Annotated in this window: 8 protein-coding genes; all 8 read left to right on the forward strand. The window is 36.4% G+C overall.

Translation table 11 applies throughout. The features are described 5' to 3' along the window. The first annotated feature begins 131 nt into the window (after nt 1-131). The 8 genes from BQ7997_RS03540 (at nt 132) to BQ7997_RS25770 (ending at nt 17227) form a co-directional block, all read left to right on the forward strand. Nucleotides 132-4169, forward strand: a complete 4038-nt coding sequence (locus tag BQ7997_RS03540) for a hybrid sensor histidine kinase/response regulator transcription factor (protein WP_073343652.1) — start codon at nt 132-134, stop codon at nt 4167-4169. A 492-nt stretch (nt 4170-4661) separates the two neighbouring features. Next, the gene (locus tag BQ7997_RS03545; protein WP_073343655.1) at nt 4662-5966 is read left to right on the forward strand and encodes an NHL domain-containing protein; all 1305 of its coding nucleotides are present in this window, start codon (nt 4662-4664) and stop codon (nt 5964-5966) included. 33 nt (nt 5967-5999) lie between these two features. Continuing rightward, complete coding sequence (locus tag BQ7997_RS03550) at nt 6000-9104, forward strand: SusC/RagA family TonB-linked outer membrane protein (RefSeq protein WP_097677733.1); 3105 nt, start codon at nt 6000-6002, stop codon at nt 9102-9104. A gap of 10 nt (nt 9105-9114) precedes the next feature. Further along, nucleotides 9115-11097 carry a RagB/SusD family nutrient uptake outer membrane protein gene (locus BQ7997_RS03555; RefSeq protein ID WP_073344735.1) on the forward strand — a complete coding sequence of 661 codons (1983 nt, stop codon included), beginning with the start codon at nt 9115-9117 and terminating at the stop codon, nt 11095-11097. An 11-nt stretch (nt 11098-11108) separates the two neighbouring features. Beyond that, nucleotides 11109-12074, forward strand: coding sequence for a BT_3044 domain-containing protein (locus BQ7997_RS03560; protein ID WP_073344738.1), 966 nt, complete (start codon nt 11109-11111; stop codon nt 12072-12074). A gap of 15 nt (nt 12075-12089) precedes the next feature. Further along, nucleotides 12090-13643, forward strand: a complete 1554-nt coding sequence (locus BQ7997_RS03565; RefSeq protein WP_073343658.1) for a glycoside hydrolase family 76 protein — start codon at nt 12090-12092, stop codon at nt 13641-13643. A 96-nt stretch (nt 13644-13739) separates the two neighbouring features. Beyond that, nucleotides 13740-15908, forward strand: coding sequence for an alpha-glucuronidase family glycosyl hydrolase (locus BQ7997_RS03570; RefSeq protein ID WP_011108401.1), 2169 nt, complete (start codon nt 13740-13742; stop codon nt 15906-15908). An 8-nt stretch (nt 15909-15916) separates the two neighbouring features. Then, nucleotides 15917-17227, forward strand: a complete 1311-nt coding sequence (locus tag BQ7997_RS25770; protein ID WP_097677753.1) for a GDSL-type esterase/lipase family protein — start codon at nt 15917-15919, stop codon at nt 17225-17227. Nucleotides 17228-17236: the final 9 nt, after the last annotated feature.

The following is a 17236-nucleotide window of genomic DNA, read 5'->3' on the forward strand; positions in this document are numbered from 1 at the left end:
AGACAAAAATACCTAATGGCGCTAATATTAACTACTATGGCGCGAAAATTTACTTATATTTCTGTCCAAAAAAAGTGCAGAATGTTTTTTTGTTTACCTTTGTCATAAAGTAAATCTAAGAATAATACACTATGAGGAAACAGAACGTTTTTATCTTTCTATTCTTTCTTAATCTGTTGATACATAATGCTTATGCGTATAACTTGAAGCAAGTTGCAGATAAGGAATATATGTCTAACAGTTCTATTACATCTTTGTGCCAGGATGAACGCGGATTGATGTGGATCGGAACCTGCGACGGCCTGAATATTTATGATGGACAGGAGATCGAAGAATTTAAGACCCGTGACAAGGAGGATTACCTATCTGGTAATTTGATTGACAATATTGTGTATACGGGAGATGAAACTTACTGGATTCAAACCTACTATGGATTGAACCGTCTGGACCGGCGGACAAATACAATCACTCACTATAATGAGTTTCAGAAACTCTTCTTTATGAATAAGGATAATCATGGCAACCTGTTCATTATTCAGGATAGCAACTGTATCTACTATTATCATAAGAAAGAGGGTGTCTTCAAGAAAATTAATATCACGGGAATCCCCATTTCCGATATTGTAGACTTTTTTATCGACGGTAGCAACCGGATGTGGGTAGTGATGAAGGGCTACAACCGCTGTTATGATATACAGCGGGAAGACGCATCGGGAGATATCACTCTGTTACCCCAGAAAACAAACCTGATTTATCAGACTTCCTTGATTTATTGTTTCAATGACGAGCAATCTCTTTATTACATAGACAAGGAATTTAATTTCTATGCTTTCCATATTCCGACCCAGAAGAATGAATTTATTGCCAATCTGGGTAAGGAAATACAGGAACGTGGCAAAATTTCGTCCATCGTTCATTATCATAACAGCTATTTTGTGGGCTTTTTGATGGATGGCATTCTCCTGTTGGAGAAACAGAAGGAGACGGATCATTATCAAATTCAGTCGTTACCTATCAACAGTGGTGTATTCTGTCTCAAGAAAGACCGTTTTCAGGATGTTGTCTGGATTGGTACTGACGGGCAGGGCGTTTATCTTTATTCGAACCCGCTTTATTCTATCAAATCAATGGTGCTTAGCAATTACACCGAGAAAATAGAACGCCCTGTGCGTGCCATCTATCTTGATGATGAACGTACTTTCTGGGTGGGAACCAAAGGAAACGGAATTCTAAAAATCTATGATTACGAATTCGATAAAAACATCTCCGACTGCCGGGCAGAGGTGTTGACTACCTCTAATAGTGCTTTGAGTAGTAATGCCGTTTATTGTTTTGCCAAGAGCCACCGGAATTTGCTTTGGATAGGAGACGAAGAAGGATTAACTTATTATTCATATCGGGAAAAACGTATCAAGAGTATACCGATACGGATCGGTAACGAAGATTTTAAATACATCCATGACATTTACGAAACAGCAGATTCCGAACTGTGGCTGGCGAGTGTCGGCATGGGAGTGGTGAAGGCTCGTATTGCCGGAACACCGGACAATCCGGTGATTGTGGATGCGCAACGTTACGTCATCAATGACGGTGAACTGGGATCGAACTATTTCTTTACTATTTATGCAGAGAATGAAGCCAACCTGTTGTTTGGCAATAAAGGATATGGGGTATTCCGCTATAACGAAACGACGAATGGCCTGGAACCGGTGTCTACTCACAAATACGAAAACATGACCCTGAATAATATTCTCGCTATCAGTAAAGACAGCAGCAATAACTATCTTTTCGGAACGAGCTACGGATTGATAAAGTACACATCGGAAACCTCTTATCAGCTCTTCAATGCCAAGAATGGTTTCCTGAATAATACCATTCATGCAATTCTTAGAAACTCGTCCGACAACTTCTGGTTGAGCACCAATCTCGGATTAATCAATTTCGATACGAAACGGAATGTCTTTCGTTCGTATGGCTTTGGAGATGGTTTAAAAGTGGTAGAGTTTAGTGACGGTGCCGGTTTTCGGGATTCCCGGACTGGTACTCTGTTCTTTGGCGGAATTAATGGAGTCGTGGCTATCCGGGCGGATGGCCGTCCGGAGCAGCTTTATATGCCTCCTGTTTATTTTGATAAGCTGTCTATCTTCGGTGAACAATACAATCTGGGCGAATTCCTCACCCGGAAGAAAGAAACTGAAGTCTTGAATTTGCAGTATGACCAGAATTTCTTTTCTGTTTCATTCGCCTCTGTGGATTACCTGAACGGTAATAATCGTACCTATTTCTATAAACTGAAAGGATTGAGTGACCAATGGGTAAACAACGGTTCGGAAAGCGGAGTCTCTTTTACGAATATGGCTCCCGGCGAATACACCCTGCTGGTGAAATATTATAATAGTGTTTTTGATAAAGAAAGTGATGTCTATTCGTTAGTCATTCGTATGGGCGATCCGTGGTATGCTTCCTGGTGGGCCTACCTGATTTATGCCTTGTGCCTGCTTTTACTGGTAGCTTTATTGATACGTTCTTTTATCCTGCGCTCCAAACGTAAAAAGCAGGAATTGCTGAATGAGATAGAGAAACGTCATCAGAAGAATGTCTTCGAATCCAAACTCCGTTTCTTTACCAATATCGCGCATGAGTTCTGTACTCCGCTGACCTTGATTTATGGTCCTTGCGGACGAATCCTCTCGTCGAAAGGACTTAGTAAATTTGTTGTGGACTATGTACAGATGATTCAGACAAATGCTGAACGCCTCAATAACCTGATTCATGAGTTGATCGAGTTCCGCCGGATTGAAACGGGTAACAGGGAAGTGCGGGTGGAATCATTGAATGTATCTTTCATTGTGAAAGGAATAGCTAAAACATTTGTCGAAATGGCTAAATCCAGAAACATCACTTTCTTGAGTAAGATACCCGAACAGGTGATGTGGAACTCGGACAAGGGCTTTCTGAATACAATCATTATTAATCTGATTTCTAATGCTTTTAAATATACTCCCGACGGGCAAAGCATTAAGATTGAAGTGGATACGAACGGAGAAAATGTACTGATTCTTCGTGTTGCAAATGAAGGAAGTACCATCAAAGAAAAGGATTTCCAGTATATTTTCAACCGGTATACTATTTTGGATAATTTCGAGAATCAGGACGAAAAGAACTTTTCACGGAATGGGTTAGGGCTGGCTATTTCTTATAATATGGCAAAGTTGCTGAATGGTACATTGAAAGTAGAAAATACTTCTGACGGATGGGTGATGTTTACATTGACTTTGCCAGTCATGGAACTGACTACCGGAGTATCGGAAACTAAACGGCTGACGGCGGAATATATTCCCAAGATAGATACTCAACCGATATTGAAACTTCCCCAGTATGAGTTTGACAAGATGCGTCCTACGCTTTTGGTGGTCGATGATGAAATTGAAATGTTGTGGTTTATCGGAGAAATCTTTTCCGGCGATTTCAATGTAGTAACCTTGCAAGACCCCGAACGACTGGATCAGGTGATGAATGAGGTTTATCCGAATGTGATTATCTGTGATGTCATGATGCCGGGCATTGGTGGAATTGAATTGACCCGACGGATTAAGTCGGTGAAAGAGACGGCGCATATTCCTATTATTGTGGTTTCCGGGCGGCATGAGATGGAACAACAGATGGAGGCTCTTTCTGCCGGTGTGGAGATGTATATCACCAAACCGTTTAGTGCGGAGTATCTTCGTATATCTGTGTGTCAGGTGATGGAACGAAAAGAAGTATTAAAGAATTATTTCAGTTCGCCGATCAGTTCTTTTGAAAAGTCGGATGGAAAGTTAACGCACAAAGAGTCGAAGAAGTTCCTACAATCGGTTTTGAAGATAGTCAATGATAACATAACAAACAAGGATTTAACGCCGCGTTATATTGCCGACCGGTTGGCAATCAGTCCCCGGAGTCTCTATCGGAAGATGGAAGAGATAGGAGAGGGCAGTCCGACGGATTTGATAAAGGAATGTCGTTTGCATATAGCAAAAGATTTATTGCTGACGACGAAAAAGACGATTGATGAAATTGTATTCGATTCAGGATTCTCGAATAAAGTAACTTTCTTCAAGGTGTTCCGTGAAAAGTATGAATGTACGCCAAAAGAGTTTCGACAAAAATATCTATGGGAAGTGCAGTAATAAATTTGAAATGTTGTAAAATAGAATACTATTCAGAATAGTTGTCACCTTATTCTAGAAGTAGATACATATTATGTAAAAGTTGAATTGTAGTGAAAGATAACTTTTTTTTATATATGCAAATTGTCACAATGGAGTATTTTGTTCTTAGAGTATTTTTATGAAGTGTAAATACGTGCCAGTAGTATGTTAGATAGATATTGGGAGTGCATATGTTTGTTTTTACAAAATGATAAAGTGTATTATAGCGACAATATAGTAAATATTTGTGCCAAGAGAAAGAGATTGATTAAATATTCTGAGGGAATGGAAGTTTGAAAACTTACATTTGTAATATAATTGACTTGTGGTTTTTATTATTAGAATAGTTATTATTTGTTATACTTTTAAATTAAAATGCTTATGAATATTATAGAAAGACATCCGCCATGATTAATTATATGTATTATTGAATTATATAATAGAAACTAATCAAACATAAAGAATATAGAAATGACAATAATAAAATATATAAAGTTTGTAGTTACAATTGTAATTGTTACAATTATTTTTTCCTGTTCTAAGAATGAGGCGGGAAATTCAGAATATGATCCTTCTCTTCCTATTTCTTTAACAGATTTTTTCCCAATACAAGGGGGAATGGCGACTAGAATGGTTATTGAGGGAGCTAATTTTGGAACAGATCTCTCACAAATCAAGGTATTTTTTAACCAAAAAGAGGCGTCAATTCTAAATGTGAAAAATAGTATTATTTATTTGCTTGTTCCTAAACTTCCTGGTAACGATTGTATAGTTACTGTAAAAGTTGGCAATCAAGAGGCTAGGTTTACACGTAATTTTCAATATATAGAGAACTATTCTGTTACTACTATTGCTGGGCAACCTGGAACCAATTTATTTGTGGAAGGGACCTTGGCTGCAGCACAATTTGGTCCCGTGCAACATCTTGCAATTGATGATGAAAATAATCTCTTTATTACGGAACGAAATGGTAGTGATGGTAAAGGAACTTGTTCTGTATTGAATGAAGAGAGTGGTACAGTAACTTTTTTGTTTAAAGCGCCAGATAATTTGAATGTACCAACTGTCAATGCTCAGACGCAGAATGTATATATACCTTTAGACGGAGGATATACTTTCTATGAATTGAATCCTGTAAATCAATGGATTGCTAAGACTCGTTTGGTACTTCATCCTTCCAAAGAACAGCAAGAGGAAGGAATGGATGATTTTGAAATAAATTGGAAACATTCTTTTGCTTTTTCTGGATATGATAATATGATTTATACTCGTTCTTATGGAGGGGATTTAATAAAGGTAGATCCAGAAACAAGAGTAGGGCAAAAGATCGGCAACTTTTTTCCTAATACAGATAGTTTTATTGTTGCTCATCCAACACAACCGGAAATTTTATATATAGCTTATGCAGCTAAACATGTTATTTATACTTACAATATAGAGACTGGAGAACACAAATTGTTTGCTGGGGCTTTTGGACAATCAGGTTGGAACGATGGAATTGCAACTGATGCAGAATTTAATTCTCCTCGTCAAATGTCATTAGACATGGAAGGCAACATTTATATAGCTGATAGTGGTAATCACTGTATTAGAATGATAGATAAAAATGGTATAGTGACGACTCCTATTGGACAACCTGGAGAGGCAGGTTATGCAGATGGTAGCCCAGATATGGCTTTGTTGAACGATCCTAGAGGGGTAGCTGTGAATTCAGAAGGAGATGTGTATATTGCAGATTTAGGGAATCGCTGTATACGTAAACTTACACTTCAATAATTATGGTATAAACAAAAGAATAAGAATATAAAGATGAAAGTGAAATATGCATTGGTGCTATTATCTTTATTGATAAGTAGTATGGAATTGTTCGCACAAGAGGTCATAGATCTAAAAGGTTGCGTATATGATGAACAAAAAACGCCTGTACCGGGTGCTGCAGTTTATCTGAAAGACAGACCAGGAGTTGGTGTCTCAACAGATATTGATGGTGAATTCTCTATAAAAGCAACAATTGGGGATATGCTTGTAGTTTCTTTTATTGGTTATAAGACTCAAGAAAAATTGATTACTAAACAAGAAAAACTAATAATTACTTTATCTCCTGAGACAGAAGAACTAGAAGAGGTTGTAATAACGGGGCTGGGTACTTCGCAAAGGAAAGTGAGTTTAGTAGGAGCAATAACAAATGTAGATATGAACCAAATTAAAGCACCGTCTGCATCTATTAATAATATGTTGGGAGGACGTGTCGCTGGTATCATTTCTCAACAATATAGCGGAGAACCAGGTAAGAATGTTTCGGAGTTTTGGGTGCGAGGAATTGGTACTTTTGGGGCGAATAGCGGTGCTTTGGTTTTAATTGATGGCTTGGAAGGTGATCTTTCAATGGTTGATCCTGCTGATGTTGAGAGTTTTTCTATTTTAAAGGATGCATCCGCAACGGCTGTATATGGTGTAAGAGGTGCTAATGGAGTGGTTTTAATCACAACAAAAAGGGGTACAACAGAGAAACTTCAAGTTACAGCTCGTGCAAATTTTACAATATCGAAATTAACTCGAATGCCTGAATATTTACAAGCATATGAGTATGCTCAGTTAGCAAATGAGGCAAAAATTGTGCGCGGAGATCTTCCATTATATGATGATATTGCTTTATATACGATAAAGCATCAATTGGATCCAGATCTTTATCCTGATGTGAACTGGAGAGACGAGACTTTGAATAAAACGTCTTTTAAACATACTTATTATGCAAGTGCTAGAGGTGGAGGTAGTGTAGCTAAATATTTTTTAAGTCTGGGGATGTCAAAAGAAGATGCTGCCTATAAAATAGATAAAAACAGTAAATATAACAAAGGATTAGGTTATAATAAATTTACTTATCGCTCTAATATAGATATGAATCTTACAAAAACAACAAATTTGTATTTTGGAATGGAGGGATGGTTTACTGTTAATAAAGAACCAGGTAATTCAGAACAAAATGCAACAGATGCAGTGTGGAATGCTCAAGCATTACTAACTCCATTAACTATTCCAACTAAATACTCTACAGGACAGTTACCTTCGTATGGGACTCTTAATGCATATTCACCATATGTGATGATTAATCATACCGGTAAAAAACAAACTGAAAATAGTAATAATCAGATAACACTTGCTTTAAATCAAGATCTTTCTTTTATAACAAAAGGACTGAAAATACGTGCACAGGGTGCTATAACAAGAAATACCAATTATTCAGAACGTCGTTATGTATTGCCAGAAATGTATTATGCAACTGGACGATATGCGAATGGACAACTTCAGTTGGTAAAAAAACAAGATGAAGTAAAAGCTCAATTTTCTAATTATCAGAATCAGTATTCAAAGTACCATTTTGAATCAACACTTAATTACGAACGTTTGTTTGGAACAGATCATCGTTTTTCAGCTTTGGTATATTATTATATGAGTTCGGAAAAAAATTTACAAGATATAGCTAATGCTGATTCAAATTTTAAAACAATGGCTGCGATACCTAAGCGTTATCAGGGAGTTTCGAGCAGAGTGACATATGGGTTTAGAGATACTTATCTAATGGACTTAAACTTTGGATATACAGGTTCTGAAAACTTTCAACCGGGGAAACAATTCGGTTTTTTCCCTTCATTTGCTTTTGGCTGGATTCCGACTCAATATGACATAGTGAAAGAAAAATTTCCTTGGCTGGATCATTTGAAACTCCGAGGTTCATATGGACTTGTAGGAAATGATAGGATAACGGATAAAAGGTTTCCTTATTTGACGATTGTAAATAGTGGAGCACCTCTCGGTTGGGGAGGAAATGTTGGAGGAGGTATTTCAGAATCTGTAATTGGAGCTGATAACTTGGAGTGGGAGAAATCAAAAAAACTAGACATTGGAATCGAAGGAAAATTGTTTAATAATAAAATCGATTTTGTCATGGACTATTTTTGGGATAAACGTGAAGGTATTTTCCAACAAAGGGCGCAAATTCCTAATTTTGTAGGATTGGTTAGTCTTCCATATGGTAATGTTGGTCAAATGAAAAGTTGGGGAGCCGATGGAAATATTTCATATACTCAACAGATCAACAAAGATATGTCTTTTGTTATTAGAGGAAATTTCACTTACTCCAAAAACAAGATTGATAATTGGGAACAAATAGAGCAGAAATATGCATATCAGAATTTTAGTGGTTGGCCTTATGGTATTCAACGAGGATATATTGCTTTAGGATTATTTAGAGATGAAGCAGATATAAATAACAGTCCGATACAAACTTTTGGAAATTATGAGGCAGGGGATATTAAGTATAAAGATGTAAATGGTGATGGAAGAATTGATATAGATGATCAAGTACCTTTGTCTTACGATAATTATCCTCGGTTAATGTATGGATTTGGTGGAGAATTTAGATATAAAAACTTAACGTTCAATATTCTTTTTAAAGGGATTGGGAAAAAAGACTTTTTTTATACTTCAGAAGATTCGGGCTTTGGCTATTACCCGTTTTTATATGGGGAAACAGGAAATGTATTGTCTATTGTGGCAAATTCCAGTAATAGATGGATACCTGCTTCATATTCGGGTGACCCTTCTACAGAGAACCCCAACGCTAGGTTTCCACGGTTAAGTTATGGAAAGAATAGTAATAATACACAGAAATCTACATTTTGGAAAGCAAATGGACAATATTTAAGGTTACAAGAGATAAGTGTTGGTTATAATTTGAAACTGAAAGCTTTTTCTAAAATAGGAGTTAGTTCTATTGATTTACAGTTAGTTGGACAGGATCTTTATGTTTGGGATAAAATAGGTGGATTATGGGACCCTGAACAGACCACTAAGAATGGTCGAGCTTATCCTATTCCTGCAACTTATTCATTACAAATGTATATTAATTTTTAATTGTCAGAATATGAAAAACAAAATAATAATATTCATACAGTTTGGCATGCTTCTTTGTATGAGTTCATGTAATTTTCTTAACGTAGAAGACGAGTTTAAAGATATGCTCTCTTATGATTCGGTATTTGCTAATAAAAGAAACGTGGAGAAATATTTATGGGCAACAGCAGCCAATTTTCCGGATGAGGGAAAATTGTTTCAATATCCTTACACTCCAGGTCCGTTAGCTAGCGATGAGGCCTTTACTACATTTGGTAGTGACCAATTTCTAGGTATGGGGTTTGTCTTAGGTGAAATCACTCCTGATAATTCTGGAGGTTTGGGAAATTGGGGAACTATGTATAAGATTATACGAAAAACAAATTTGATATTTCGTAGAATAGATGAAGCGAAAGATCTAAAAACGACAGAAAAGTTAGAACTTCTTGCTTATACACGTTTTATGAGGGCATATGCTTATTATAATTTATTGATGGATTTTGGACCACTTGTCATACTGGGCGATGAAGTCATGGATAATAATGAAACTATAGATTATTATAATGCTCATCGGTCAACTTATGACGAATCGGTAGAGTATGTGTGTGGAGAACTGGAAGCTGCTGCAGTAAATCTTCCGATCACTGTACCTATTAGTCAGTTTGGACGACCGACAAAAGGAGCAGCGTATGGTTTGATTGCACGATTAAGATTGCAACATGCTAGTCCGTTATATAATGGAGGTAGTGTGGCTAAAACGTATTTTGGTTCATGGAGAAGGAGTGTCGACAATGCATATTATATATCGCAAACGGAGAATGTGGAACGATGGGCATTAGCAGCAGCAGCTTGTGCACGAATTATAGATATGGGATTGTATGAACTTCATACAGTAAAAAGTGATATTAATACTCCTAAATTGCCACAAGGTGTGTCAACTGAACCCTTTCCGGCAGGAGCAGGTGGTATAGATCCATTCAGATCTTATTCTGATATGTTTACGGGGGAAACTGTCCCACAAACAAACCCAGAATATATTTGGGGAAGAATGTCTAGTAGTATTGTGGATATAACAAGACATTCTTTTAATGGAGATATTTTAGGAGGTTTCAATGGAATGTGTGTTCCACAAAAAGTGATAGATAAATATAAGATGGTGGATGGACGAAGTATTCAGAATTCGAGTTCTGAATATCCTTATTCTGAAGATGGAATGACTAATACGGGACGAATGACATTCTCAGGGTATACATTGAATACTGGTATTAGCAATATGTATGCTAATCGTGAAATGCGTTTTTATGCTTCTATAGGTTTTTCAAGACGTTATTGGATGGCTAGTTCTACAAGCGATACAAGAAAGAAAAATATAACTGTCACGTATGATAAAAATGGTAATTCAGGTAGATACAGTAGTGCTAATGTGAAGAATGACTATCCGAGCACAGGTTATGTGATAACGAAATATATTCATGAATCAGATGCATGGAGTGGTGAGGGAGCACAACGAGTTGCCAAAGGATTTCCGATTATTCGTTATGCAGAAATTCTATTATCTTATGCTGAAGCATTAAATAATCTAGGCAATACCTCTTTCACAGTTGTTCTTCCTGACGATTTCGAATATACAGCATATCGAAATCTTGATGAGATAGCAAAATCATTTAATCGGGTTCGTTATAGAGCTGGGCTTCCAGGACTGACGAATGAAGAATTGCAAGACCCAGTTAAAGTGCAAGAACAGATTATAGACGAACGCATGATAGAATTCTTATTTGAGAATCGCAGATACTATGATGTTCGTAGATGGGGAATATATGAAGAGGTGGAAACTGAGCCTATCACGGGGATGGATATAGAATCTGCTGAGCCGGAATATTACAATAGAGTTATAGTGAATCATTCACGTGTGCGAAACAGAGTTATTAATAAAAAGATGATTTTTCTGCCTATTTCTAGGACAGAGATAAGAAAAGTTAAAGATTTGGATCAAAATCCAGGATGGGCAAACTAAAAATATATGATATGAAAAAAAATATAAAAGTAATGATGGCTTTCGTTTTGGGCCTGTTAATGATAGGGTGTGATGAAGATGCCATGTTTAGAGAAGAATTGTATGATAAATATATTTATATTGTTAGCAATGAAGAACAAATACACAATTTATTATTCTCTTTGAATAAGGATAAGGATATGTGTACTGTTTCTGTAGCGTGCAGTGGTACACAGAAGATAGACAACGATGTCCAAGTTACTCTTGAAAAAGATAAGGACATATTAGGCAAATATAATTATAGCAATTTTGATATTAATGAGGAAAAATATGCAAAAGAACTCAAAAACGATAGCTATGAAATGCCACAAATGAACGTGCTCTTGCGTCACGATGATATTGATCCGTATGCTACATTGCCTATTGTTATAAAGCAGGAAGCTTTGTCCTCACTTTCGCCTGATTCGACTTACTTTATTCCACTGAGAATCAAAGATGTGTCTGGATTTCAGATTAAAGAGGAAAAACGAAATGTCCTATGTCGTATTTATACATATAATGAATATGCCAATACGAAAGAGGCAACCCAATATACAATGAAAGGATATCGTATCATAGGAGATAATTCTTCCTCCATTAGTGGCTCTAAAAATGTTCATCCGATAAATGCTAATTCGGTGAGAATGTTCGTTGCGAATACTAAGTTTGAGGCAAATGAAAAAATTATAGCTAAAAATGCTGTGACTGTTGAAGTGCAAAAAGATAATTCGATAAAGATGTATCCTTACATTCGCGATACTAAAACGCTTGAAGTTCATTTGATGACTCCGCCTAATGATAGTGAAGAGGATTTTATTTATCAAAATGTTTATGAAAAGAAGAATGAACGCTTTTTACTATATTATAAATATCGAACAAGAGATAACGAAAATTCTTGGTGGTCGGAATGGATAGTAGTGAAAGAGGCTACTAAGCGATTAAATATGCAAACTAAGTAGTAAAAATGAGTAATTATGAAAAAAGTAATAAAGAAATATTTCTTTTTAGCATTAGCTATTATAATGTATTCGTGTAATGAAGATGAAAAGTATGATATATTAGAAAGATACACTCCTGAAACTATAACATCTGACGAAATAGCTCCTGTGCTTAATTTACAGGCACAATATATGGATAGTAATAGCGAAATAGTACTTGTAACATGGATGAATCCGGAAGATGATTTTTTGTCTAAGGTGGAAATCTCTTGCTGTTCTGCGAATGATAATCTTTTGGGTGAACCTATTTTGTTGGACGCTGTTTCTACCAAAGTAGGTTCTTATCAGACGTCGCTTTCTGTGGAAGAGAGGGGATATGTAAAGATTGTAGCTATTAATGAAAAAGGAGTACGCTCGGAAGCCCGTACAGCAGAGATCCTTTCTTCCCAACAGGATTTTGTATATAGAGCAGATTGTTTGATGTCTTCTGTGATTGAATTATTTTTTGGTGGGAGATATAATGCATGGAATGAGAATTACCCCAATGCAACAGGTCCCTATTGGGATGGCATTGCAGCCGTTTGGGGACAAGGTGCAGCTTATTCCGGATTTGTTACAATGTATAAGGTCGCAAAGGAAACCAATAATGAGAAACTAAGAGCAAAATATGCAGAAAAGGAAGAAACTTTTCTAAACTCAATAGACCTTTTTTTGAATAATGGTAGTGGACGGAAATCTTTTGCTTATGGTACTTATATTGGGCCGAATGATGAGCGTTATTACGATGATAATGTCTGGATTGGCATCGAAATGGCCAACTTATATGAACTTACAGGGAATGAAGTTTATTTGCAGCATGCAAATACTGTTTGGAACTTTATTTTGGAAGGGATAGATGACGTGACTGGCGGTGGAGTATATTGGAAAGAAGGTGCGGTATCAAAGCATACATGTTCCACTGCCCCGGCAGCTGTAATGGCTCTAAAATTATACCAATTGAGCAAAAATGAATCATATTTGGAAATAGCAAAGAGCTTGTATTCATACTGTAAAGATGTATTACAAGATCCGAATGACTATTTATTTTATGACAATGTTCGCTTAAGTGACCCTTCCGATAAGAATTCGGAGCTTAAAGTATCTAAGGATAAATTTACGTATAATTCGGGACAACCAATGTTAGCTGCTGCTATGTTGTATCGGATTACAAAAGAAGAACAATTTCTGAAAGATGCCCAAAATATAGCTCAGTCGATTTATAAAAAATGGTTTAAAAACTATCATTCGTCTATACTTGATAGAGATATAATGATATTAAGCGATCCAAACACTTGGTTTAATGCCGTTATGTTCAGGGGATTCGTAGAGCTATATAAAATAGATAAGAACGATGTTTATGTCAAAGCGGTGAAAAATACCATGGAACATGCTTGGCAAAGCAACTGTAGAAATCGGTTGACTAATCTAATGAGCGACGATTATGCAGGTGATAAGAAAGAAGGTAAGTGGAATATAAAGACACAAGGTGCTTTTGTTGAAATCTTCTCACTTATTGGGGAATTGGAACAACTTGGATGTTTTCAGGAGTAGTTAAATAAATTAGTAGTAAAATTTTTGTAAGGTTGCTTGGTCTCTCAAAGATAGAATTCTATTTGTGGATTAAGCACCTTGCAAGAAAAAAGAATTATGGAGTATAAATTAAAAGCTTTTTGTATTAGTGCATTGCTGATTTTATTGCAAGTGAATGAAATATTTGCAGAAAGTGGCTATGAATTGTGGTTACGTTATCACTTAATTGAAGATGTTGCGTTAAAAAGATATTATCAGATAAAAAACAGTTCGATTGTTTTCACTGCAAGAACGCAAAAACAATTGGTGGCAAAAACAGAACTATATAATGGATTGAAAGGACTACTTGGTTTTACTATACAAGAAACGCATGATGTAAAGGATAATTGTTTGTTGGTAGGGAACGTGGAGTCTTCTCCGTTAATAACTTCCCTTCTTTGTGCAAAAGAACTTGATAGTTTGGGAGATGAAGGATATATAATCCGTTCGTTGCAGATTGAGCAAAAAAAAGTGACAGTTGTGGTTGCGCAAAAGGATCAAGGGTTGTTGTATGCAATTTTTCATTATTTGAAATTAATTCAAACACATCAATCATTAGATGGGGTGTCTGTCAAAGAAGTTCCCCAAATTAAATATAGAGTATTGAATCATTGGGATAACTTAGATGGAACAATTGAAAGAGGATATGCAGGTTATTCTTTATGGGATTGGGAACGTTTGCCTTTCTATCGAAGTCAACGATGTGTAGATTATGCGAGGGCAAACGCTTCAATAGGTATTAATGGTACTGTATTGAATAATGTGAATGCAAATGCAAAAAGTTTGCGTACAGAGTGGTTGATAAAAGCTGCAGGGTTGGCTGATTCTTTCCGTCCTTATGGCATTCGGGTATTTCTTACTGCCCGTTTTAGTGCTCCACAGGAAATTGGTAATTTGGATACATCAGACCCAATGAATCCCAAAGTGAAGCAGTGGTGGAGAAATAAAGTAACAGAAATTTATGAATACATTCCGGATTTTGGTGGTTTTTTGATAAAGGCAAATTCGGAAGGGCAACCTGGACCGCAAGATTATGGACGTACTCACGCTGAAGGTGCCAATATGATAGCCGAAGCATTGCAACCTTATGGTGGTATACTGTTTTGGCGTGCTTTTGTTTATAAAAATGAGCGGTATGTCGACCGGGTTGTTACTGGATATAATGAGTTTAAACCTCTTGATGGACAATTTAAAGAAAATGTGTTTTTGCAGACTAAAAATGGACCAATAGATTTTCAGCCACGAGAACCATTTCATCCATTGTTTGGGAAAATGCCCAATACAGCTTTATCTCTTGAATTTCAAATTACACAAGAAAATCTGGGACATGCAGGGCATTTAGTATATTTAGCACCTTTATTTGAGGAGACATTGCAATCGGATGTTTATGGGGATGGAAAAGGAAATACAGTATCGAAGATTCTTCAGAATTATCATGAAACTTGTGGAATGTCTGCAATAGCTGGAGTGTCAAATGTAGGAACTGATTTAAATTGGACGGGATATTTGTTTGGACAGGCTAATTGGCATGCGTTTGGAAGATTGGCTTGGAATCCGGATTTGACAAGCGAAAAAGTGTCAGAGGAATGGGTGCGTATGACATTCTCTAATCGGGAAGATGTAATAGATTCGATAAAAAGAATGATGTTGATTTCACGGGAGGCAGCTGTGAATTATATGATGCCCTTAGGGCTTAATCATATTATGAATTTTCATACACACAATGGTCCGGAGCCATGGCATGATGACCCTTTATGGACGGCTTATGATTATCACCAAGTAACAAAAGATAGTATAGGGGTTGATCGAACAGATAAAGGCAGTAGGGCTACAGGCCAATATCATAAATTGGTTGGAGCATATTTTGAAAATTTAAAAACTTGTCCAGATAGATATTTACTTTGGTTTCATCGTCTTCCTTGGGAATATAAGATGAAATCGGGACAGACATTATGGAATGAGCTTGTTAATCATTATTATAAGGGTGTAGAAGAGGTCAGAACCATGCAGAGTATTTGGGCCTCATTAAAGGACGTAATAGATGGAGAACGATTTACGAGCACGGAGAATTTACTTCAGAACCAAGAGCGTGAGGCTGTTTGGTGGAGAGATGCTTGCTTGCTTTTTTTCAAGGAGTACTCTCAAATGCCTATTCCTGAGGTGTATGAATCGTCTCGTTATTCTTTAGATTATTATAAGAAGATTCCCTTTCCGTATGATTGGAATAAAACACAAATGTTTAAGTAATGATAAGTATGTATAGAGTTTTAATTATTTCAGTTGTGATAGGATGGGCTATTAATATAAAAGCCCAGATAAAAGTGGCTTGTGTTGGTAATAGTATTACAGAAAATATAGCTTTATCAAATGAACAAAAATATCCCTCCATTTTGCAAGACCTTTTGGGAAATGGATATATTGTTCGCAATTATGGTATTGGAGCACGTACAGTGCTGAAAAAAGGAGATTATCCATATTGGAATGAAGAGCGATATAAAGAAGTGCTTGCGTGGAATCCTGATATTGTAATTGTAAAAATGGGAACAAATGATGCGAAAGCGCAGAATTGGGCTTATAAAGATAATTTTGAAAGTGATTATATTGAATTTATACTTTCTTTTCAGACTTTGCCAAGTCATCCGAAAGTCTTTATTTGTTATCCCATTCCAACGTTTAAAGATAATTTCCTTCCTGTAGATGATCAGCTTCTTGTAAAAGAAATGATGCCAATGATAGATAATATATCCAAGGCAACTTGTGCTGACATTATAGATTTACATACACCTTTGGTTGGAAAGGATGATTGTGTGTATGACAAAGTGCATCCTAATGAGAAAGGTACGAAGATTATGGCGCGTGTTATTGCACGAAAAATATGTCCGCATAGAAAGTTTCCTTTTCCCCCAGAAAAAAAGATAAATGTTGTATTTGTTGGAAATAGTATTACAGAAGCTACATACTTGAAAATTACTCCGCCTGAATGGACAACTATTTATTTAGATAGTTTGGGGTATGATGTACAGTCTGTAAATTGTGGAAAAAGTGGTTATACAACTTTTGATTTCCTTCCTGGTAAAGATGGTTTTAAATATGTGATAAGAAAAGCCGATGAGCTATATAAGAAAGATAAAAGAAATCTTGTGTTTTCTTTTTGTTTGGGAGTAAATGATAGCGCTTGTACCGGAACCAATGGAGCACCTGTTTCGGCTGAACAATATGAAAGCAATATGCAGTTGATTATTGATAGCTTATGTTTTCGATTTCCCGAGGCAAAAGTGGTGTTGCATTATCCTATCTGGTATAGCCCTAACACGTATAATAGTGCTATGTATCTTAAGGAGGGATTAAAACGTTTGCAAACTTATTTTGCTGCGATAGAAAGACTTGGCAGAAAGAATAAGGGTAGGGCTATGATCGGAGACACAAAAGGATTTAAGGTCTTTCGCAAGCATTATAAAAAATACCATACCCCTCAAGAAGGTAAACGAGGAGTTTTTTATTTACATCCGAATGCGGAGGGAGCGAGGGTATTAGGTCGGTTATGGAGTGAAGGTATTAAACAATAATTTTATTTA

Source organism: Bacteroides congonensis (genome assembly GCF_900130125.1).
Classification (GTDB): Bacteria; Bacteroidota; Bacteroidia; order Bacteroidales; family Bacteroidaceae; genus Bacteroides; species Bacteroides congonensis.

Excerpts from the sequence above, each read along its gene's own strand:
- BQ7997_RS03560 (WP_073344738.1), top strand. The coding sequence starts at position 11,109 with ATGAAAAAAAATATAAAAGTAATGATGGCTTTCGTTTTGGGCCTGTTA.
- BQ7997_RS25770 (WP_097677753.1), top strand. The coding sequence starts at position 15,917 with ATGTATAGAGTTTTAATTATTTCAGTTGTGATAGGATGGGCTATTAAT.
- BQ7997_RS03550 (WP_097677733.1), top strand. The coding sequence starts at position 6,000 with ATGAAAGTGAAATATGCATTGGTGCTATTATCTTTATTGATAAGTAGT.
- BQ7997_RS03565 (WP_073343658.1), top strand. The coding sequence starts at position 12,090 with ATGAAAAAAGTAATAAAGAAATATTTCTTTTTAGCATTAGCTATTATA.
- BQ7997_RS03540 (WP_073343652.1), top strand. The coding sequence starts at position 132 with ATGAGGAAACAGAACGTTTTTATCTTTCTATTCTTTCTTAATCTGTTG.
- BQ7997_RS03545 (WP_073343655.1), top strand. The coding sequence starts at position 4,662 with ATGACAATAATAAAATATATAAAGTTTGTAGTTACAATTGTAATTGTT.
- BQ7997_RS03570 (WP_011108401.1), top strand. The coding sequence starts at position 13,740 with ATGGAGTATAAATTAAAAGCTTTTTGTATTAGTGCATTGCTGATTTTA.
- BQ7997_RS03555 (WP_073344735.1), top strand. The coding sequence starts at position 9,115 with ATGAAAAACAAAATAATAATATTCATACAGTTTGGCATGCTTCTTTGT.